Origin of the sequence: Nocardioides sp. NPDC101246 (assembly GCF_044767415.1) — a bacterium.
Classification (GTDB): domain Bacteria; phylum Actinomycetota; class Actinomycetes; order Propionibacteriales; family Nocardioidaceae; genus Nocardioides.
The window spans coordinates 124,009-144,241 of the sequence record NZ_JBIWNX010000005.1; the positions used below are offsets into that span (position 1 = coordinate 124,009).

General features: G+C 70.3%; 22 protein-coding genes. 3 read left to right on the forward strand and 19 right to left on the reverse strand.

Going from position 1 to position 20,233, the window contains the following annotated elements; all coding sequences use genetic code 11:
* Positions 1–2 precede the first annotated feature (2 nt).
* From ACIRON_RS10665 to ACIRON_RS10725, 13 genes are all read right to left on the reverse strand, one after another.
* Positions 3–425 (reverse strand): nitroreductase/quinone reductase family protein, encoded by a 423-nt coding sequence (locus ACIRON_RS10665; RefSeq protein WP_402992302.1) that lies wholly within the window; start codon positions 423–425, stop codon positions 3–5.
* A 184-nt stretch (positions 426–609) separates the two neighbouring features.
* Entirely contained in the window at positions 610–2,220 is a 1,611-nt protein-coding gene (locus ACIRON_RS10670; RefSeq protein WP_402992303.1) for an FAD-dependent oxidoreductase, read from the reverse strand.
* Positions 2,217–3,482: an NAD(P)-binding domain-containing protein gene (locus tag ACIRON_RS10675; protein ID WP_402992304.1), complete on the reverse strand. Its 1,266-nt coding sequence runs from the start codon at positions 3,480–3,482 to the stop codon at positions 2,217–2,219. Before ACIRON_RS10675 ends, ACIRON_RS10670 begins: the two co-directional genes overlap by 4 nt.
* A gap of 5 nt (positions 3,483–3,487) precedes the next feature.
* Positions 3,488–4,234, reverse strand: a complete 747-nt coding sequence (locus ACIRON_RS10680; RefSeq protein ID WP_402992305.1) for an SDR family oxidoreductase — start codon at positions 4,232–4,234, stop codon at positions 3,488–3,490.
* Between the two features lie 209 nt (positions 4,235–4,443).
* Complete coding sequence (locus ACIRON_RS10685; protein WP_402992306.1) at positions 4,444–5,925, reverse strand: aldehyde dehydrogenase; 1,482 nt, start codon at positions 5,923–5,925, stop codon at positions 4,444–4,446.
* On the reverse strand, positions 5,922–6,524 hold the full coding sequence (locus ACIRON_RS10690) for a hypothetical protein (protein WP_402992307.1): 603 nt from the start codon (positions 6,522–6,524) through the stop codon (positions 5,922–5,924). Before ACIRON_RS10690 ends, ACIRON_RS10685 begins: the two co-directional genes overlap by 4 nt.
* Positions 6,525–6,719, reverse strand: coding sequence for a ferredoxin (locus ACIRON_RS10695; RefSeq protein WP_402992308.1), 195 nt, complete (start codon positions 6,717–6,719; stop codon positions 6,525–6,527).
* Positions 6,716–8,071, reverse strand: a complete 1,356-nt coding sequence (locus ACIRON_RS10700; RefSeq protein WP_402992309.1) for a cytochrome P450 — start codon at positions 8,069–8,071, stop codon at positions 6,716–6,718. Before ACIRON_RS10700 ends, ACIRON_RS10695 begins: the two co-directional genes overlap by 4 nt.
* Positions 8,068–8,847 (reverse strand): SDR family oxidoreductase, encoded by a 780-nt coding sequence (locus ACIRON_RS10705; protein ID WP_402992310.1) that lies wholly within the window; start codon positions 8,845–8,847, stop codon positions 8,068–8,070. The genes ACIRON_RS10700 and ACIRON_RS10705 overlap by 4 nt, the downstream gene beginning before the upstream one ends.
* A 145-nt stretch (positions 8,848–8,992) precedes the next feature.
* Complete coding sequence (locus ACIRON_RS10710) at positions 8,993–10,216, reverse strand: cytochrome P450 (protein WP_402992311.1); 1,224 nt, start codon at positions 10,214–10,216, stop codon at positions 8,993–8,995.
* Between the two features lies 1 nt (position 10,217).
* The gene (locus tag ACIRON_RS10715; protein WP_402992312.1) at positions 10,218–10,790 is read right to left on the reverse strand and encodes a TetR/AcrR family transcriptional regulator; all 573 of its coding nucleotides are present in this window, start codon (positions 10,788–10,790) and stop codon (positions 10,218–10,220) included.
* Between the two features lie 54 nt (positions 10,791–10,844).
* Entirely contained in the window at positions 10,845–11,642 is a 798-nt protein-coding gene (locus ACIRON_RS10720; RefSeq protein ID WP_402992313.1) for an enoyl-CoA hydratase/isomerase family protein, read from the reverse strand.
* Positions 11,642–13,249 (reverse strand): GMC family oxidoreductase, encoded by a 1,608-nt coding sequence (locus ACIRON_RS10725; protein WP_402992314.1) that lies wholly within the window; start codon positions 13,247–13,249, stop codon positions 11,642–11,644. Before ACIRON_RS10725 ends, ACIRON_RS10720 begins: the two co-directional genes overlap by 1 nt.
* A 62-nt stretch (positions 13,250–13,311) precedes the next feature.
* Here ACIRON_RS10725 and ACIRON_RS10730 point away from each other — a divergent pair, with 62 nt between their 5' ends.
* Complete coding sequence (locus ACIRON_RS10730) at positions 13,312–14,151, forward strand: LLM class F420-dependent oxidoreductase (protein ID WP_402992315.1); 840 nt, start codon at positions 13,312–13,314, stop codon at positions 14,149–14,151.
* Here ACIRON_RS10730 and ACIRON_RS10735 read toward each other — a convergent pair.
* Positions 14,144–14,983, reverse strand: coding sequence for an alpha/beta hydrolase (locus ACIRON_RS10735; RefSeq protein ID WP_402992552.1), 840 nt, complete (start codon positions 14,981–14,983; stop codon positions 14,144–14,146). The genes ACIRON_RS10730 and ACIRON_RS10735 overlap by 8 nt on opposite strands.
* 120 nt (positions 14,984–15,103) lie before the next feature.
* Here ACIRON_RS10735 and ACIRON_RS10740 point away from each other — a divergent pair, with 120 nt between their 5' ends.
* Positions 15,104–15,556, forward strand: a complete 453-nt coding sequence (locus ACIRON_RS10740; protein ID WP_402992316.1) for a nuclear transport factor 2 family protein — start codon at positions 15,104–15,106, stop codon at positions 15,554–15,556.
* 1 nt (position 15,557) lies between these two features.
* On the opposite strand, the gene ACIRON_RS10745 is transcribed toward ACIRON_RS10740, so the two are convergent.
* Positions 15,558–15,935, reverse strand: a complete 378-nt coding sequence (locus ACIRON_RS10745) for a VOC family protein (protein WP_402992317.1) — start codon at positions 15,933–15,935, stop codon at positions 15,558–15,560.
* A 49-nt stretch (positions 15,936–15,984) separates the two neighbouring features.
* Between ACIRON_RS10745 and ACIRON_RS10750 the strand changes: the two genes are divergently transcribed.
* Positions 15,985–16,398 carry an RpiB/LacA/LacB family sugar-phosphate isomerase gene (locus ACIRON_RS10750; RefSeq protein ID WP_402992318.1) on the forward strand — a complete coding sequence of 138 codons (414 nt, stop codon included), beginning with the start codon at positions 15,985–15,987 and terminating at the stop codon, positions 16,396–16,398.
* A 204-nt stretch (positions 16,399–16,602) separates the two neighbouring features.
* Here the strand turns inward: ACIRON_RS10750 and ACIRON_RS10755 are convergent, their stop codons facing one another.
* Genes ACIRON_RS10755 through hsaA form a run of 4 tightly spaced genes read right to left on the reverse strand, consistent with a single transcriptional unit; the run spans position 16,603 to position 20,221 of the window.
* Entirely contained in the window at positions 16,603–17,184 is a 582-nt protein-coding gene (locus ACIRON_RS10755) for a flavin reductase family protein (RefSeq protein ID WP_402992319.1), read from the reverse strand.
* A gap of 30 nt (positions 17,185–17,214) precedes the next feature.
* The gene (gene hsaC, locus ACIRON_RS10760) at positions 17,215–18,111 is read right to left on the reverse strand and encodes an iron-dependent extradiol dioxygenase HsaC (RefSeq protein WP_402992320.1); all 897 of its coding nucleotides are present in this window, start codon (positions 18,109–18,111) and stop codon (positions 17,215–17,217) included.
* The gene (hsaD, locus tag ACIRON_RS10765; protein WP_402992321.1) at positions 18,108–19,028 is read right to left on the reverse strand and encodes a 4,5:9,10-diseco-3-hydroxy-5,9,17-trioxoandrosta-1(10),2-diene-4-oate hydrolase; all 921 of its coding nucleotides are present in this window, start codon (positions 19,026–19,028) and stop codon (positions 18,108–18,110) included. Before hsaD ends, hsaC begins: the two co-directional genes overlap by 4 nt.
* The gene (gene hsaA / locus ACIRON_RS10770) at positions 19,028–20,221 is read right to left on the reverse strand and encodes a 3-hydroxy-9,10-secoandrosta-1,3,5(10)-triene-9,17-dione monooxygenase oxygenase subunit (protein ID WP_402992322.1); all 1,194 of its coding nucleotides are present in this window, start codon (positions 20,219–20,221) and stop codon (positions 19,028–19,030) included. Before hsaA ends, hsaD begins: the two co-directional genes overlap by 1 nt.
* Between the last annotated feature and the right edge of the window lie 12 nt (positions 20,222–20,233).

Here is a 20,233-nt window from a genome sequence, read left to right on the forward strand (position 1 = left end):
GCTCAGCGCCGCCGCAGGGCGAGGATCGGGATGACCCGGTCGGTCTTCGCCTCGTACTCGCCGAACCCGGGGCTCATCTCCTTGAACCGCTCCCAGGCGGCGTCGCGCTCGGCGTCCTTCAGCTCGGTGACCTCGACCTCGACGACGCCCTCGTCGGGGGTCTCGATCTTGGTCTCCGGGTGGGCCAGCAGGTTGTGGTACCACGCCGGGTTCTCGGGCGCGCCGGCCTTGGAGGCGGCGATCAGCCAGGTGTCGGGGTCCGGGTGGAGGTTGGCCACCGGCGAGACCCTCTCGGTGCCGGTCTTCGCGCCGGTGTGGTGCACGAGCACGAGCCCGCGCCCGAACGGCACCGAGGTGACGTTGCCGTCGTTCGAGCGGAACTCGTCGATGATCGACTGGTTCCAGTCCTGGTAGCTGCCTGACATGGAGTGCCTTTCCCCCGAGGAATCGGTTTGCCCCCACTCTTGCAGACCTCCCCAACGCGCACCGGCCAAACCGACCGCCGAGTCGGCTCGTCCTGACCGAGATCCCTGCCGAGTCGGCTCGTCATAACGAGCCGACTCGGCGATATTTTCTGTCAGGATGCGCCGACTCGGCGTGGGGTGGGGGTCAGACGCGGGCGAGAGCCGCGATGCGGACCTGTTCCTCGCGGTCGGTCACCTTCACGCGGGGCCGACCGATCTCCTTGCCGGACTCGCGCTCGTGGGTGTCGAGGGTGTTCCAGCCGGTCTGGTCGACGACGATCACCCCGCGCTCTGCCAGGAGATCGTCGAGGGACTCGCCGGCGGGGTCGGCGAGCGAGCCGGCGGCGTGGTCGTCCAGGAGAGTGCGTACGGTCTCGGCGGCGCAGGCGCGGTTGGTGCCGATCACGCCGCTGGGGCCGCGCTTGGCCCAGCCCGCGGTGTAGGTGGCCCGGGAGCCGAGCACCCGGCCGGCCTCGTGCGTGAAGCGGCCGGTGCCCTCCTCGTGCGGGACGCCGTCGACCCCTGCGGAGCGGTAGCCGGTGGCGCGGACGACCAGTCCGGCCTCGATCTCCTCGCCGCCGTCGAACCTCACCCCGGCGACGGTGTCGGCACCGAGGATCTCGGTGGGGGTCAGGCCGAAGCGGAGGACCAGCCGCTTCGCGGCGTTCGTACGCGGCCGGGCGGCCAGGTCGCGGAGCAGGTCGGCCTTCTGGACCGCCGCGAAGGTGCTGGCGTTGCGCTCGCTCGCACCGTCCTGGGTCGGGAGTCCGGCGAGGTCGGCCTCCTCGACCACGACGTCGATGCCCGGGTCGTCGGCCAGCGCGCGCAGCTCGGGGCTGGTGAAGGCGGCGTGCTCGGCGCCACGACGGGCGGTGACGACGACCTCGCGGATGCCGCTGGCGGCCAGGGCCTCGAGCGCGGCCGGGGCCAGGTCGGAGGAGGTCAGCGCCTCCTCGTCGGCCAGCAGCAGCCGGGCCAGGTCGAGCGCGACGTTGCCGTTGCCGATGACGACGGCGCGCTCGTGGGCGAGCGGGAAGGTGAGTGCGGCCCGGTCGGGATGGCCGTTGTACCAACCGACGAGCTCCGCGGCCGAGGTCGAGCCCGGCAGCTCCTCCCCCGGCAGGCCGAGGCTGCGACCCTCGCCCGCGCCGGTCGTGTAGACGACCGCGTGGTGGGCGCCGAGCAGCTCCTCGTGGGTGACGTCTCGCCCGATCTCGACGTTGTAGCGCGTCCGCACCCGGCGGTGGCGGGCCGTCTTGGCGAAGTCCGCGGCCACCTCCTTGGTGTCCAGGTGGTCCGGTGCGACGCCGTAGCGGACCAGGCCGTACGGGGTCGCGAGCCGGTCGATGACGGTGATCTCGACGTCGCAGCGGCGGGTGGTGGCGAGCTCCTGGGCGACGTACCAGCCCGCGGGGCCGGCCCCGACCACTGCCACCTTGAGCGGGCCGCCGGGGATCTTGGTGCCGGAGGGCGGCAGCGGCATGGGCTCGTCCTGCTCGCCCGTGAACTCGAAGAAGGCGGCGTTGATGTCGACGTAGGGCGCGAAGGCGTCGGGGACCTCGTAGTCCGGGTAGATCGCGTTCACCGGGCAGGCGTCCTCGCAGGCGCCGCAGTCGATGCACTCGTCGGGGTGGATGTAGAGCATCTCGGCGGCGCCGAACCCCGGCTCGTCGGGGCCGGGGTGGATGCAGTCGACCGGGCAGACCTCGACGCAGGAGGCGTCGTTGCAGCAGGACTGGGTGATGACGTACGTCATGAGCGTTGAGCCTTCCTCCGGGCCTTGCCGATCGCCTCCTCGACGACCGTGTTCATCCTGGCACCGTTGGGCCATCCCGCGTAGTGGCTCAGGAAGACGACGATCTCGCGCAGCTCGTCCTCGGAGAGCTCGCCGTTGGCGTACGCCGCGGGGACCTGGATCCCGAGCACGTCCGCCGCACCCTGGCCGGCGAGCAGGCCGATCAGCAGGAGCCGGCGGTCGCGGGTGGTCAGGCCCGGGCGCTGCCAGATGTCTCCGAAGAGGTGGTCGGCGGTGTAGCGGAAGAAGTCGCCCTCGCCGTCGGCCATGTCGAAGCCGTAGACCTCCTCCATCTTGCGCAGCCCGCGGGCGCGGGCCTCGGGGAGGTCGGCGAACTTGTCCTCCACCGGTTCTGCCGGTCCGGATCCGGACATCCCCAGCCCCGGCGCCAGCCGCTCGAGCGCGAGCCGGGCGAGCGGCACCTCGACGCCGAGCTCGTCGGCGAGCGCGATCGCGAAGCCGAGGTCCTTCTCCCCCAGCGCGACCACGTGGCCGAAGACGCCGTGCCAGAAGTCGGTCTCCTCGATCGGCGCGGTGGTGTCGCGGTGCATGATCGCGCCAGGTCCGCCGGTGATCGCGTCGGTGTGGCGGACGACGTCGCCGAGCGCCACCAGGTCCAGCCCGGCAGCCTCGGCGAGGCGGTGGGCCTCGGTGGCGGCGGTGAAGGAGGCGAAGTGGAGCAAGTTGCGGGCAAGCTTGAACCTGGTCCCGGCGCCGACCGGGCCGGCATGGACGACCTTGGAGCCCATCGCCGCCAGGACCGGCCCGGCCGCCGCGTACGCCTCGGGGCTGCCGCCCACGAGGATCGCCAGGGTGCCCTCGGCGGCTCCCATCGGGCCGCCGGAGACGGGGGCGTCGAGCACGTGGACACCGTGCGGCTGGGCGGTCGCGGCCAGCTCGGCGGGGGTCTTGGGGGCGACCGTGGAGTGCACGAGGACCGTCAGCGGGGCACCCTCCGGCCGATCGCCGACGGCGGTGAGCACCTCGGCGAGCACCTGGCGCACCTGGTCGTCGTCGCGCACCATCACGCTGAGCACGTCGACCGCGGTCGCCAGCTCCGCGACCGAGGCGGTCGTCTTCGCGCCCGCGGCGCTCAGCTCCGCGACGGGCTCGGGTGCGATGTCGTGCACCCACAGCTCGATCCCGTCCGTACCAGCCAGCTGGAGCGCCATCGGCTTGCCGATGTTGCCGAGCCCGACGAAGCCGGCGCGTGTCCTCGGCACCGCGTTCACAGCCGGAACGTCCCGCCACCGTCGACGGCGATGATCTGGCCGGAGATCCACGAGGAGTCCTCGGAGAGGAGAAACTTCGCGGTCCCGACCATGTCCTCGGTGGTACCGAGGCGCTTGATCGCCATGCCCTTCGTCATCTCCTTGGCCGCGTCACCGGCCTGGACCCGGGTCGCCTCGGTGTCAGTCGGGCCCGGTGCGATCGCGTTGACCCGGATGTTCATCCCGCCCAGCTCGTGGGCGAGCTGCTGGGTCAGGCCGTTGATGCCGACCTTGGCCAGTCCGTAGAAGCCGGAGTAGAGGTAGGCGGCGGTGGAGGACTGGTTGACGATCGCCCCGCCGCCCCGCTTCTGCATCGCCGGGTAGACGGCTCGGGTCATCACCAGGGCTCCGTCGAGGTTCACGCTCATGAACTTCTCGTAGTAGTCCCAGTCGACGGTGATCAGCAGGTCGAAGGCCATGTCGCCGTAGATCGCGGCGTTGTTGACCAGCCCGTCGATCCCGCCGTACGCCTCGGTCGTCTCGGTCACCAGCGCGGCCGCCGAGGCGTGGTCGGAGACGTCGCAGCGGATGAATCTCGCGACACCGCCGGCCGCCTCGATCTCCTTGGCGACCTGCTGCCCCTTCTCCTCGTTCAGGTCGGCGACGACGACGGCAGCGCCCTCGGCGGCCAGCCCCCTTGCGTACGCCTCCCCGATCCCCTGCGCCGCCCCGGTCACGACGATGACCTTGTCGGTGAATCTCATTCCCTACTCCTTTCCCGCGCCCACTCGGCGCATCTGTCCCGATTCCCCATGCCCACTCGGGGCATCTGTCCCGGCTATACGGGCCCACTCGGCGCGTCTGTCCCGGGCTTGGCCGGGGCTGCGGGACAGACGCGCCGGCTCGACAGCCCAGACCGGGACAGACGCGCCGACTCGACCGGCCTGGCTGAGACAGACGCGCCGAGTGGGCGTCATGCGGGCTCCGCGATGAGCTTGGTCTCGAGGTACTCCTCGAAGCCTTCGACACCCATCTCCCGGCCGAGGCCGGACTGCTTGTAGCCGCCGAAGGGCGCGTCGGGGCCGAACCACTGGCCGCCGTTGACGCCGATCGTGCCGGTGCGGATCCGGGCGGCCACCGACTTCGCGCGCTCCAGCGACCCGGACTCCACGGAGCCGGAGAGGCCGTAGGGCGAGTCGTTGGCGATGCGTACGGCATCGTCGTCGCCGTCGTGCGGGATCACGGTGAGCACGGGGCCGAAGATCTCCTCGCGCGCGACGCGGGCGGAGTTGTCGAGGCCGGCGACGACGGTCGGCTGGATCCAGAAGCCACCGGCGAGCTCGCCGTCCTGGACCGCGACCGCGCCGCCGGTGGCGATGCGGCCGCCCTCCTCCTCGGCGAGCGCGAGGTAGCCGAGGATCCGGTCGCGTTGGACCGCGGAGATCACCGGGCCACAGATGGTGCCGGCATCGGCGGGGTCGCCCGCGCCGAGGGAGGCCATCGTGGCCGCGGCCGCCTCGACGGCCGCGTCGTAGGACGCGCGAGGCACCAGCAGCCGGGTGGTCAGAGCACAGCCCTGACCTGCGTGAACGGCCACCGAGAAGGCCGCCATCGAGGCGGCCGAGGAGACGTCGGCGTCGTCGAGGACGATCGCCGCGGACTTCCCGCCGAGCTCGAGGAAGACCTTCTTCAGGCTGGGCGCCGCGGCCGCCATGATCGCCCGGCCGGTGGCGGTCGATCCGGTGAAGGAGACCAGGTCGACCCGCGGGTCCTCGGCCAGCATCGCGGCCACCCGGTTGTCGCGCGGGGTGACGACGTTGAACACGCCCGGCGGGATGTCGGTGTGCTCGGCGACCAGACGGCCGAGCTCCGCGGCCAGCCACGGGGTGTCCGGGGCCGGCTTGAGGATCACCGTGTTGCCCGCGGCCAGAGCCGGGCCGATCTTGGCCAGGTTGATCTGGTTGGGGAAGTTCCACGGCGTGATCGCCGCGACGACCCCGACAGCCTCACGCCGCACGGTCCGTCGTGAGGAGATGCCCATCGTGACCCCGACACCGAGGTCTCGCGACCACTCGTAGGACTCGGCCAGGTCGATCGTCCAGGCCAGAGTCTCGACCGGGGTGTCGAACTGCGGCCCGGCCACCAGGAACGCGGGAGCGCCGACCTCGGCGGTCGTCAGCCCGCGCAGCGCCTCGGCGTTGTCGAGGATCGCCTGATGGAGCTGGCGCAGGCACCGGACCCGCAGCGCCACATCGGTCGACCAGTCGGTCTCGTCGAAGGCCTTGCGTGCCGCGGCGATCGCGGCGTCCATGTCCTGGGCCGTCGAGTCGGGCGCGCGCCCGATCTCGGCCCCCGTGGCCGGGTTGAGGATGGCGTACGTCTCGCCGGAGCTCGCCGCGCCGAGCTTGCCGTCGACGAGCTGCTGAGCGGGAGGGTTGGTGGGGATGCGCGTCATCTCGGCAGCTCCTGGGTCACGAAGCTCCCGGCCGCCACCGGCGGCGGCCAGACGGTCGAGGGCAGGTCGGCGAGGCGGTAGTGGCCGGGTTGCTCGATGCCGTTGAGCGACATCCGCTCCAGCAGCCCGGCGGTCGCCTTCTTCGCCTTGACGATGTCGAGGAAGGTGGTCGCGGTCGACCCGAGGTCGAACCAGTCCCGCTGCCAGGCGAACTCCAGCCCGTCGCCGTCGGGCCGCGGCGCGATCCCGAACCAGGACCCGCCGATCCCGAGGATCTCGTACTCCTCGCCGGTCGCGTCGTCGACGATCCCGGCGCGCTGCCGCCAGAAGCCGATCACCATGGCGTTGACGTCGTCGATGACCGTCGCCTGGTAGTCGTAGTGCCAGCCCTCGAGGCCGGCCATCTCGGTGCCGAGCGCCCACTCCCGGATCTGCTCGCGGCCCACGGCCATGAAGTGCTCGTCGGGGGTGTACATCCAGCCGTACGTCGCGTCCTCGGCATACACGTCGGCCAGCGGCGACCAGTTGCCGTCGGCCTCCGCCTTCCGGTTGAGGTCGAGCCAGTGGGCCCAGAAACCCTCGATCTCGGCGCGGTCCATTCAGTCCTCCAATGTGAGAGCGAAAGCAGGGCAGTACTTGACGGCCGCACGCGCGGCGTCGAGCTGGCCGCCGGACGGTTCGGTGATGCGTACGACGACCTGGTAGCTGTCGTCGTCGAAGCCGAAGAGCTCCGGCGCCTCGGCGAGGCACTCCTGGTGCCCTTGGCAAAGTCCCAGGTCAGCGGTCAGCTTCACGACGACCGCCGCCGGTAGCGGACGCGGCAGGGCTGCTGGAGCTGGATCACCATCTTGGTGAAGTCGTCGGCGTAGGACTCCAGGGGTTGTGCCGCCTCGAACGAGTAGTCGCGCAGGATGACCGAGAAGATGGCCTTCATCTGCATCATCGCGAACGCGTTGCCGACGCAGCGGTGCTTGCCGGCACCGAACGGGATCCAGGTCCAGCGGTTCTGCATGTCCTCCTGGCGCGGGTCGATGTAGCGGCTCGGGGAGAAGGAATCGGCCTTCGGGAAGTCGGCCTCGATCCGGTTGGAGACCCGCGGCGAGGCGGCCAGCAGGGTGCCGGCCGGGATGGTCTCGCCGAGCAGCTCGAAGTCCTCGCGCACCAGCCGCATCAGGATGATCAGCGGCGGGTGCAGCCGCAGCGTCTCCTTCAGGGCCGCCTCGAGCACCGGGATGGAGCGCAGCGCCTGGAATGACACCTCGCTGCCGTCGGCGTAGAGGTCGTCGAGCTCAGCCACCACGTCGGCCATCACCGACGGGTTGCGCAGCAGCTCGATCATCGCCCACGACGCGGTCCCCGAGGAGGTGTGGTGGCCGGCGAACATCATCGAGATGAAGACGCCGGTGATGGTGTCGGTGTCCATGTCGATCGAGATGAGCACGTCGAGGAGGTCGCGCTCCTCCCGAGCCACCTTGCCGCGCGCGACTCTCTTGTCGATGATCGCCTGGACCAGCGCGACGAGCTTCTCCCGGGCGGCATCGCGCATCCGGAAGCTCTCGATGTCGGCGTAGGCATCGACGTACGCGATCGCGTCCGTGCCGTGCTCCAGCTCGTGATAGTGCTGGGCGAAGGACGAGTCGAGCTCCTCGCGAAACGGCTTCCCGACCAGGCACGCCGAGGTCGTGTAGATGGTCAGCTCGGCGAAGAAGTCGAGCAGGTCGATCTCGCCCTCCTCGCCCCAGCCGGCGATCATCCGGCGGATCTCGGCCTCGATCGTCTGCGCGTGCCCGCGCATCATGTCGCCGCGCAGCGCCTGGTTCTTCAGCATCTGCTGCCGCTCCTCCGGCGAGGCGTCGAAGACGACGCCCTTGCCGAAGATCGGCGTCATGAACGGGTACGCCGCCGCCTGGTCGAGCACCTCGTCGGGCGCCCGGAAGAACGCCTCGTTGGCCTCGGCCCCGGTGACCAGGACGACGTCCTTGTCGGCGAGGCGGAAGCGTCCGAGGTCTCCGCACTCCTCGCGGACTCGGGTGAACAGCGAGATCGGGTCGACCCGCATCTCGGGCAGGTGCCCGGTGCCGCGGATGATCTCGGGGACGCTCGGGTCCTGGTCGTCCAGGACGGTGGAGACGGTGGGGATCGTCATCGTGCCTCCTGCACAGGGGCTTCGGGGTTGACGTCGATGGTGCTGATGTGGACTCCGCGCTTGGCGGTCACGACCGAGGTGATCGCATCGGCCAGCGCCTGAGTCTTGAGGAAGTGCGGATGGCGCGCGAGGCCCCACCTGACCCACTGCTCCAGCACGAACCCGCCGAGCTCGGCGGGCCACTCGTTGCCGATGTCGGAGTGGGTGGGACCGGGTCGCACGATCGAGGCCCGGACCCCGGTGCCCTCGAGCTCCATCTGGAGCGCGTTGACCATGCCTTCGAGGCCCCACTTGGAGGCTGCGTACGCCCCCATGAACGGTCGCGGCCTCAGCGCCACGTCGGAGGAGAGGAAGACCAGGTCGCCGCGTTGCCGTTCGATCATCCCGGGCCCGAAGGCACGCAGGACGCGGTGGGCGCCGAGCAGGTTGATGTCGACCTGTCCCGCGAAGGTCGCGGTGTCGACGTCGACCGTGGCACCCGGGTGGGTGACGCCGGCGTTGCTGACCAGGACCTCGACGTCGCCGAGGTCCGCGGCCACCTTCGCGGCGAACTCGGCCACCGAGTCCTCGGAGGTCACGTCCAGCGGGTGCGCGACCGCCTCTCCCCCGTCGGCCCGGATCGCCGCGGCGACCGCCTCGATCCGCTCGACCCTCCGGGCGCCCAGCGCGACCGGGAACCCTGCCATGGCCAACGCCTTCGCGGTCTCCGCGCCGATCCCCGAGGAGGCACCGGTGATCACCGCCGGGCGGCGGTCGGGCTGGTCGTACTTGCTCATGCGTCCTCCCTGGATGCTGACCGAGGTGACTCGGTGAATGCGCACTTCCTTCGCGGAACTCCCCGAAGGGAGTGACCACTGACCGAGTCATCTCGGCGAGCATTCGCACCGCTCACCGAGGTACCTCGGTGAACATCCCGGCCGCTCACCGCGACCTCCAGCCGAACCTGACCGGCAGCGCAGCGAACCCGCGCACACTGGTGGAGTGCACGCGGACCGCCCGGTCGGCGTGGACCTCGAACCCAGAGGCACGCCGCACCAGCTCCGCGAGCACGACCTTGGCCTCGAGCCGGGCAAGGTTGGCGCCGAGGCAGAAGTGACGCCCGACGCCGAAGCTCATGATCCGGCCGAGCTCGTCGGAGGGGCGGTGGACGTCGAAGGCGTCCGGTGCGGTGAAGACGCGTTCGTCGCGGTTGGCCGAGCCGAGCAGGACCAGCAGCTTCGACCCGGCGGGGACGACCTGGCCGTGCAGCTCGACGTCCGAGGCGACGTAGCGGGCCAGCATCTGGCTGGAGGTGTCGTGGCGCAGCGTCTCCTCGATCCACGGGCCCACCAGCGCGCTCTCGCCCGGGTCGGCGAACACCTCGGCGAGCTGATCGGGGTGGGCGCCGAGGTGATAGAGCGCGTTCCCGAGCAGCTTGGTGGTGGTCTCGTTGCCCGCCACGACCATCAGGAACAGGAACGCGATCACCTCGTGGTCGACCAGCCGGTCGCCGTCGACCTCGGCCTCGATGAGCGCCGAGGTGAGGTCCTCGCTGGGCTGCTTGCGCCGCTGCGCGACCATCTCGGCGTAGTAGCCGATCAGCTCCAGCGCGGCCGTCATCCCGGCCTCCGGCACGTCGCGTACGCCGTCCTCCCGGTGCACCACCAGGTCGGCCAGGCGGCGCACCTCGTCGCGGTCGGCGACGGGGACGCCCATCATCTCCGAGATCACGTCCATCGGGAGCTTGCCGGCGAGCCCGGCGATCCAGTCCACCTCGCCCTCCACCTCGGAGAGCGCGTCGAGGTAGTGGTCGGCGAGCTCCTGGATCTGCGGGGTCAGCTCACGTACGCGACGGGGTGTGAACCCGGCCGAGACCAGCTTCCGCAGCCGGGTCTGCTCCTTGCCGTCCAGGGCCAGGAAGGACATCACCCGATGGGCGTCGGCGTTCCAGGCGCTGGCGTCGAGCGAGACCCCCATCCGGTTGGAGAAGGTGACGTCGTCCTTGACCGCGACATGCACGTCGGCGTGCCGGGAGAGCGCCCAGAAGTCGTCGGAGGCGTTGTAGTAGAGCGGCGCCTCGTCCCGCAGCCGGGCGTAGACCGGGTAGGGGTCCTCGTGGAAGTCGTAGTCGTAGGGGTCGAAGATCTCGGTGGTGGTGCTGGTCATCTCACTCTCTCCCGACGATCACGGCGACCACCGGCGCGAGCCGGTCGGCCATCTCGTCGTAGGTCATCAGGCCCATGCCCGCCTGCAGCAGTGCGCCGGAGAAGGCGAGCAGCAGGGCTTCGCCGACCGCCCCGTCGGCACCGTCCCCGAGCGCCGCCTCGAACCGCGAGGCGAACTCGGCTCCGATCCGCAGTCGCAGCCGCTCGACGTCGGCGTCCGAGCCCAGCAGCGCCGGTGTCACCGCCGCCGCGAGCGCAGGCTCGTCGGCGATCCGGGTGGTCAGGCCGCGTACGGCCGCCTGCACCCGCTCCGCTCGCGACCCGGCCTCCTCGACCGCAGGTGCCACGGTGAGGTGGCGCCAGAAGAGCTCGACGAAGAGGTGGTTCTTGGAGGCGAGGTAGGTGTAGGCCGTCGCCGAGGAGACCCCGGCGCGCGCCGCCACCCCGCGCACGGTCAGGGCCTCGTGACCGACCGCGCGCAGCTCGTCGGATCCGGCGGCCAGGAGCCGCTCGAACGTACGCGCCTGACGGCCGTCGAGACCACGGCCGACGGCGTCGTGCACCTGACTGGACATGTGTCCAGATTAGAACGTGTTCTATCTCATCGCAAGGGAAATCTGAAACACGTTTCACACTCCCGGCGGGAGCTTGGTGAAGTCCGGCGCCCGCCCCTCGGCGAACGCGGCCAGCGCCTCGGCGTTGGCCGGGCCGCCCATCAGCTCGGCGAAGAGCGCGTTCTCCCGCTCCCGCGCGGCGGCCGCGCCCTCACGCAGAGGTGCGGTCATGGTCGCCTTCACCGCCCGGAGGCTGGAGATCGGCTGCCGGGCCAGCGTGGCCGCCACCTGGTGCGCCTCCGCGGCCAGAGCCTCCGGCTCGGCCAGCCGCCACACCAGACCCATCCGAAGGGCATCCTCAGCACTGACCCACTCCGAGGAGAGCAGGATCCAGGCCGCCTCCTGCCGTCCGACCAGACGCGGCAGCAGGTAGGAGGAGGCCGCCTCGGGCGCGACGCCGAGGCTCGTGAACGGAGTCTTGAGGCGGGCCGACGTCGACATCAGCACCAGATCGGCGTAACCGATGATGGTCAGCCCGATCCCCAGGCCGATCCCGTTGATCGCCAGGACCAAGGGCTTGTCGAGGGCCTCGAGCGCCTTGACCAGCTTGATGAAGCCGTAGTCCACGCCGAACAGGTCCGAGGACTCCCCCTGCGCCAGCTCGGCCATCTCCAGCAGGTCCTGGCCAGCGGAGAAGGCCCGGCCCGCCCCGGTGAGCACCACCACGGCAACTCCCGGGTCCTCGGCCGCCGCATACAGTGCCTCGGCGACCTCGGCGTAGAGCGCCGAGTTGAAGGCGTTGAGCTGGTCGGGGCGGTTGAGGGTCAGCGTACGGACGCGGTCACGGTCCTCGCGGAGCAGCAGGTCGGACATCAGGCCCCCAGGATCAGGTCGGCGGCGCGCTCGCCGATCATGATCGCGGGCGCGTTGGTGTTGCCTCCGGTGATCGAGGGCATCACGCTCGCGTCGGCGACGCGCAGGCCGTCGATGCCCTTCACCCGCAGCGACGGGTCGACGACCGCGCGCTCATCGGAGCCCATCCGGCAGGTGCCGACGCCGTGGTAGACGCTGTGCACGATGTTGGGCAGCAGCTGGCGGGTCGCCTGGGGGTCGGCGTAGTCCGGGCCCGGCGTGATCTCGCCCTGGTTGTCGCCGAGACCGACCATCATCTCGCGCACCTTCGCGATGCCGTCCAGGAGCACCTCGGTGTCCTTGCCGGACTTCAGGTAGGCCGGGTCGAGCAGCGGGTGCGCGGAGGGGTCGGCGCTGGCCAGACGTACGGTGCCGCGGCTCTCGGGGTAGATCAGGGTCGGCAGGATGCACAGGCCGGGCTTGTTCGTGGGCGGGCGGATCGCCTTGTCGCCGTCCTGGTTCGGGAACGGGTAGACCCAGTAGAGGACGTGCAGCTGCAGGTCCGGGACCTGATCGGCCAGGGCGCTGCGTACGAATCCGAAGGCCTCGAACTGCGATCCGGCCGCCCAGCCCTTGCGGGTGATCCGCGACTTGGCGAAGCCCGCGGCGAAGTAGGCCGGCGTCGGCCGCCGCAGCGCCGAGTCCATCCGGAAGGAGACCGGCACGAAGAGGTGGTCGTGGAAGTTGTCGCCGACCGGCAGGTCGGCGTGGACCTGGATGCCGTGCTCGCGGAGGTGGTCGGAATGACCGATTCCGGAGAGCATCAGCAGGTGCGGCGAGCCGTAGACGCCGGCCGCGACGACGACCTCACGGGTCGCCCTGATGGTCTGCGTGTCGCCGTCGGCGCCGACCACCTCGACGCCGGTCGCGCGCGAGCCCTCGATCCGCACCCGGGTGACCTGCGCCTTGGTCAGGATCAGCAGGTTGTCCAGAGGGTCCTCGCGCAGGTAGGCCTTGGACGCGGAGTAACGGCGTCCCTCGGACGCGGAGAGCTGGACGACACCGACGCCCTCCTGCTCCTTGCCGTTGTAGTCGTCGAGCGCACCGACACCGAGCCGCTTGGGCGCCTCCTCGAGCCAGGTCTGCGTCGCCGGGGTGAGGTCCTTCTGGTAGCGCACCTTGACCGGTCCGCCCTGGCCGCGGAACTCGTCGGCGCCGCCCTCGAAGTCCTCCATCCGCTTGAACACCGGCAGCACGTCGTCGTAGGACCATCCGGTCGCGCCCTCGGCCGCCCAGTCGTCGAAGTTCTGGCGGTTGCCGCGCACCCAGAGCATGCCGTTGATCGAGGACGACCCACCCAGCACCTTGCCGCGGGTCATCGGGATGACCCGCTCGAGGGCGGCGCTCTGCGGGACCGACTTGTAACCCCAGTCGACCAGCTTCTTCAGCTGCGGCGTGGAGAGCATCGCGGCGACCGCTCCAGGGAGCTCGAGCAGGTTCTTGATCCCGAAAGCGGTGTCCTTGGTGCCCGCCTCGATCACGATGACGCTGGCACCGCTCTCGGCCAGTCTGCGGGCGGTGGCGCAGCCCGCACTCCCGGCGCCTACGACGATGTAGTCGGCTTCCATGTTCACTTCTCTCTCCCGGTGATCCCTTCCGCAAAGACTAGAACACGTTCTACTGTTGTGTCATGCGCCACGGCATCGTCCTGTTCACCTCGGACCGCGGCATCGCGCCCGCCGAGCTCGCCACCGCCGCGGAAGAGCGTGGCTTCGACACGTTCTACGTGCCCGAGCACACCCACATCCCGGTGCGTCGCGACGCCCTGCACCCGACCGGCGGCGCCGAGCTCCCCGACGACCGCTACCTGCGTACGCTCGACCCCTGGGTCACACTCGGGACCTGTGCGGCAGTGACCTCACGGATCGGGCTCTCCACGGCGGTCGCACTGCCGGTCGAGTCCGACCCGATCACACTGGCCAAGACGATCGCCACCCTCGACCACCTCTCCGGCGGCCGGGTCTCGCTCGGGGTCGGGTTCGGTTGGAACACCGACGAGCTCGCCGACCACGGCATCCCGGGCGACCGCAAGCGCACCGCGCTGAAGGAGTATCTGGAGGCGATGCGCGCACTGTGGACCGAGGAGGAGGCCTCCTATCAGGGCGAATTCGTCTCCTTCGGCCCGTCCTGGGCCTACCCGAAGCCGCCGCAGGGCCGGATCCCGACGATCGTCGGCGCCGGCGGAGGCCCCAAGACGCTGCGCTGGATCGCCCGCAACGCCGAGGGCTGGATGTCGACCCCGACCGAGGCCGGCATCGGCGACAAGGTGAAGACGCTGCAGGACGAGTGGGAGTCGGCCGGCCGCGAGGGAAAGCCCGAGGTCCGCGTGCTCGTCGCGAAGCGGCCGACACCCGACGACCTCGCCGAGTGGTCGGTGGCCGACGAGCTGATCTGGGGCGTCCCCGACACCGAGCCGGCCGGCGTACTCACCTACCTCGACAAGCTCGCCGGCCGTCTCGACCTCAGCTGACCCGGCCGCCGAGTACGCCGTCGAGGAAGCTCACCACTCGGGCCAGACCCCCGCGCGAGGCCGGCGAGAGGCCGGGCAGGGTGAGGTAGGCGTGGGTCGCCAGGTCCGGACAGTGCACGGCGACCTCCACCCCAGCCGTACGCAGCACCTCGGCGTAGCGCTCGGCATGTGGGCGCAGCGGGTCGAAGCGCGCGGTGAGGACCAGAGCGGGCGGCAGACCCACATGGGACTCGGCTCGCAGCGGCGAGACCGACCACGCCTCGGCGCGCGACGCGTCGCCGCCCAGGTAGGTCTCCACGATGCCGCCCAGCCCCGGGCCACGCAGGCCGACGAGGTCGACGAGCGGGTAGATCAGCACCTGGCCGCGGATCCGGGGCCCGCCCTCGTCGCGGGCGCGCAGGGCGAGGACGGCCGCGAGCGTGCCGCCGGCACTGTCCCCCATCACCGCGATCCGGCCGGGATCGGCGCCGAGGTGGCCGGCGTTCACCACCAGCCACCGAAGAACCGCCCAGCAGTCCTCGACGGCCGCGGGATGGGGATGCTCCGGCGCGAGCCGGTAGGCCGGCGCGACCACGACGGCCCCGGTGCGGGCCGCGATCCGCCCGGCCATCCAGCGGGACTGCTCGGGCGAGCCCCAGCACCAGCCACCGCCATGCAGGACCAGCACGATCGGCCGCTGCGAGGTCGCTCCGGAGCGCGGGGTGCACACCCGCAACCGGATGCCACCGGCCCACTCCTCGCCCACCCGCACCCCCGGTCCGTCGGTCCCGAAGACCCAGGTCAGATGGCGGTTCGCCAACAGCGCCGCCCGCCGCTCGCGCAGCTCGACCATCGCGTCCACACCTTGATCCTGCACCTGGCGGACGGTCCTCGTCGTGACATCCGGCCGACCGGCGGTAGAACGACAGCCCACAGCCCCCATTTATAGAACACGTTCTACTATGCTTGGTCCATGAGTGACACCAGGGAGATCGAGCAGCTGAAGTACCGCTACGTACGCCTCCTCGACACCAAGCAGTGGGACGAGTTCGCCACCTGCTTCAGCGATGACGCAACCGCCGACTACGCCGGGCTCTCGTTCACCTCACCGGGCGAGCTCGTCGACTACATGCGCACCAATCTGCCCGACACGATCATCACGATGCACCACCTCCATCACCCCGAGATCGCCGTCGACGGCGACATCGCCACCGGCCGCTGGTACCTCCACGACAAGGTCTTCGCCGCCGCCTTCGGGTTCGCTCTCGAGGGCGCCGCCTTCTACGAGGACCGCTACACCCGCACGCCCCAGGGCTGGCGGATCTCCCACACCGGCTACCAGCGCACCTGGGAGCTCACCACCAGCCTCAAGGACCAGCCCAGCGCCAAGTTCACCGGCCCGGGCGGACCGGCCACCCACGCCTGAGTCAGGCGTCGTACGCCGTGCGGTGCCGCGGCTGGTAGATCTGGACGTCGTCGGCACCGGGGACGCGCACCATCGCGACCAGGCCGTAGCCGTGGTCGGCGACGTCTCCGTCGAAGACCGCGCCTCGGGCCTCCAGCTCGGCCTTCGTCGCCTCGATGTCGTCGCAGATGAAGCTGATCTGGTGGTGGCGGGGCGAGGAGTAGGTCTGCCCCTCGTGGGTGCCGCCGGTGGGGTGGACGCCCATCTCGCTGGGACCGGTGGCGAAGATCAGCCAGCCATCGCCCTCGTCGATGTGCGGGAGCTGGAGCACGTCACGGAAGAACGCCCGGGTGGCATCGGGATCGTCGGAGTAGACCAGGGTGTGACAGGCGAGGATCATGTCGCCGACGCTACCCCTGGGCGCGGCTGCCGACGATAGGTTGTGGACCATGCGGATCGTGTTCGGCGCCGATGACGAGAACGAGACCACGCGGGCGGTGCTCGGCCACCTGCGCGAGCGCGGTGACGTGGAGGTGCTCACCACCACCTCCTGGCCCGACCTCGGCGCCGGCATCGGCCGGGCGGTCGTCGAGGGCCGCGCCGACGTCGGTGTGGTGATGTGCTGGACCGGCACCGGCACGGCGATCGCGGCCAACAAGGTCCCCGGCGTCCGCGCCGCCCTCGCCTGGGAGCCCTGGATCGCCCGCGGCGCCCGGCTCTGGAACGACGCCAACGTGCTCGCGATGAGCCTCAAGCGCCTCGCCCCCGACGTCGCGGTCGAGGTCACCCGGGCCTTCCTCGACGAGCCCGAACCCGATCCTGACGAGGCCGACGCGATCCGTCGCCTCGATGAGCTCCCCTGACCAAAACCCGCGCCGAGTCGGCTCGTTCTGACCAAAACCCCCGCCGAGTCGGCTCGTTCTAACCGAAAGCACCGCCGAGTCGGCTCGTTCTAACCGAAAGCACCGCCGAGTCGGCTCGTCATGACGCGTCGACTCGGCGCCAAATCTGGTCAGTTCGAGCCGACTCGGCGCTGGATCTCGTCAGGATGAGCCGACTCGGCGGGCTCAGCTCAGCTCTCGGTAGTTGCTGCGGAAGAACAGCAGCGGCTCGGTGGCGGTGCCCTCCTCGAGATCCAGGACACGGCCGACGACGAGGTAGTGGTCACCCTCCTCGTGGACCGAGTGGACCGCGCAGTCGAGATAGCCGACGGCTCCTTCGAGGTGCGGGTCGCCATGGTGGGCCGACGGGGTCCAGGAGATGTCGGCGTACTTGTCCGCGGCACGCGAGGCGAACTGGTTCGAGACGGCTTCCTGGCCGGCGGCGAGGATGTTGACCGAGAAGTGCCCGGCGCGACGGATCCGGGCCCAGGCGCGCGAGGACTTGGTCGGCGCGAAGAGGATCAGCGGCGGCCGCAGCGAGACCGAGGAGAACGACTGGCAGGTCATCCCGACCGGGCCCTCCGCGGTCTGCGCGGCGATCACGGTGACCCCGGAGGCGAACCGGCCCAGCACCGTACGGAACCGGCCGTCCGCCTCCGCGTCGGCAGGGGTCTCCGGCGGAGACGGTGGCGCCTCGAAGTCGAAGCGACCGTGGAAGGACTCGATCAGCTCGGGATGCGGCCAGCTCTCGGCGGCATCGGGAGACATCCCATCAGGCACCTCTATACGCATACCCGATCACTGGCCTACGCCGAAGTCGTGACCCCAGTACGAGACGGCCGTGGACTCCCGGGCGACCCACCTGTGGTCGTCGACCTGCAGTCCCTCGGTGCCGAACTCGATGTCGAAACCACCCGGCGACTTCACGTAGAAGGAGACCATCTCGTCGTTCATGTGCCTCCCGAGCGTCGCCGACAGCTTCGCACCGTACTTCTTGACCCGCTCCAGCGCCCGGCCGACGTCGTCGAGCTTGTCGACCTCGAGCATGATGTGGACGCACTTGGAGTCGTTGGGGAACGGCAGGAACGCCAGCGAGTGGTGACGCGGGTTGATCCCGAGGAAGCGCAGCCAGATCTTCGTGCCCGGCTCCTTGCCGGCGAACTCGCCGGGCATGCTCATCGAGTCGCGCAGCCGGAACCCGAGGGTGTCGCGGTAGAACTCCAGCGCCTCGACGTCGTCGGAGACCGGGATCACCACGTGACCCATCCCCTGCTCACCGGTCACGAAGGTATGGCCGTAGGGCGAGACCGCAGGGCGGCGCTCATAGGTGATGCCGTGGAAGAGCTCGAAGACGTTGTCGAAGGGGTCACGGAACCGCAGCATCTCCTGCACCCGGCGCTCGGCGAGCTCCTCGGGGGTGCCCTCCTCCACCGCGACCCCGGACTTCTCCAGGTGCTCGCGGGCCCGCGCCAGCGCGGTGTGGTCGGCGACCTCCCAGCCGACGCAGGCGAGCTGGTCCACCTCGCCGGGCTCGATCACGAGCCGGGCCGAGACCTCGTCGATGCGGTAGTAGAGGTGCTCCGGGTTCGGCCCCTTGGCCGTCATCAGCCCGAGGACCTTCTCCGCGAACGTACGCCACGCCTCCAGATCCGTGCTGGTGACGCGTACGTAGCCCATGGACCTGATGTCGATCATGATGCGCGCTCCTTGTGCCTCTTCAAGAACGAAACTGCCACCTCGCGGAACTCGTCAGCGGCCTCGATCTGTGCCCAGTGCCCGCAGCGCGGGAAGACATGCAGCTGCGCCTTGGGGATCAGCTTCAGGGCGGGGAACGCACCGTCGAGCGGGTTGACCCGGTCCTCACGCCCCCAGGTGAGCAGGGTGTGGTGCTTGACCTGGTGGGCCTCACGCCACAGCATGCCGTCCTCGGCGGTCTCGGGGTTGTAGAACGACCACCCCATCGACGCCATCGCCTCGCGCGCGCCGGGCGCGGTCGCGTCCGCGAACCGCTCCTCGACCAGCTCGTCGGTGACCAGCTTCTGGTTCACGACCATCGTCGAGATGAACGCCCGAAGCGCCTCTCGGGTCGGGTCGCCGGAGAAGTCCATCAGGCGTTGTACGCCCTCGGTGGGGTCGGCGTGGAAGAGGTTGAGCGAGAGTCCGCCCGGCCCCATCAGCACCAGCCGGCCCACTCTGTCCGGATAGGTGAGTGCGATCCGCATCGCGGTGCCGCCGCCGAGCGAGTTGCCCAGCAGGTGCACCTTCTCCAGGCCCAGCTCATCGAGGAGCGCGATCACCGCGTCGCCGGCGAAGCGGTAGTAGTTGCCCACCACCTCCGGCTTGTCGGAGGCGCCGAAGCCCGGCTGGTCGACCAGGATCGTGCGGAAGTCGGCCGCGAAACCCTCCAGCGCCGTGCCGAAGTTGGACCACGACGAGGCCCCGGGACCCCCGCCGTGAAGCATCACCAGCGGCAGCCGGTCATCCCGATCCGATCCCAGGTCGTAGTAGCGCAGCGTGATCTCACCGGCGGCCTCGGTCTTGATCGCGACGTCGTGGGCGACGTCCTCCTTCACCAGCTTCATCGTCTCGGGCTCCGCTTCGACATCAGCCATCAGTACATCCCCGGGTCGACCTTGTGCCCGAACTCGGAGGCGCCGTACATCTGCAGCGCCCGCTCGGGGTCGTTGGCCGCGTGGACACGGCCGGCGTGGGCATCGCGCCAGGCGCGCTGCAGGGGCGTGCCCGAAGCCAGCGCCCGGCCGCCGGAGGCCTCGAAGAGCAGGTCGATCGCGTCGATCGCCCGCTGGGTGCCGAGGACCTGGTCGCGGCGAATCCGCAGCCGCTGGGTGATCGGGATCTTCTCGCCGCGGGCGACGTAGGCCTGCTGCTCGCGGATGTTGCCCATCAGCAGCGCCCAGGCGGCGTCGATGTCGGAGGAGGCGGTCGCCACGCGCACGGCGGCGAAGGGGTCCAGGGACGCCTTCTCACCGTAGGAGGCGCGGACCCGGTTCTGCTGCATGGTCACGTGCTCCTCGTAGGCGCCGCGGGCCATGCCGATGATCGGCGTGGTGATCGTGGTGGTGAACAGCGAGTGGAACTGCAGCTTGTAGAGGTCGCCGGTGTTGACCGCCTGACCGGGGCCCTTGCAGCGTCCGGTCTCCGCCATGGAGAGCGTGAAGGTCTCCGGGATGAAGACGTCCTCGACCACGATGTCGTTGGAGCCGGTGCCGGCCAGGCCGACGACGTTCCAGACGTCGACGATCTCGTAGCTGGCGCGCGGCACCAGGAACGTACGGAAGTCGACCACGTGGCCCTCGTCGTTGAAGACGAGGCCACCGAGCAGCACCCAGGTCGCGTGTGCGCAGCCGGAGGAGAACGACCAGCGCCCGGAGAGGTTGAATCCGCCCTCGGTGATCGCCGCCTTGCCGACCGGTGCGTACGAGGAGGACACCCGCGTGTCGGGGTCCTCACCCCAGACCGCCTGCTGAGCCTCGTCGTCGAAGAGCGCGATCTGCCAGGGGTGCACGCCCAGGACGCTGGAGACCCAGCCCGTCGATCCGCACGCCGAGGCGATGTCGCGCACACAGGTGTAGAAGTCGACCGGGTCCGCCTCGAGACCGCCGAACCGGGCCGGCTGCAGCAGCTTGAAGAAGCCGACCTCCTCCAGCTCCTTGACGCTCGACTCGGGCACGACCCGGAGACGCTCGGTCTCCTCTGCACGGTCCCTGATCGTGGGCAGCAGGTCCTGCACCCCGTCCCTGACGGTCTGTGCGTCCTTGTGGGGGCGCTGTGTCGGTTCGCTCACCGCTCTGCCTTC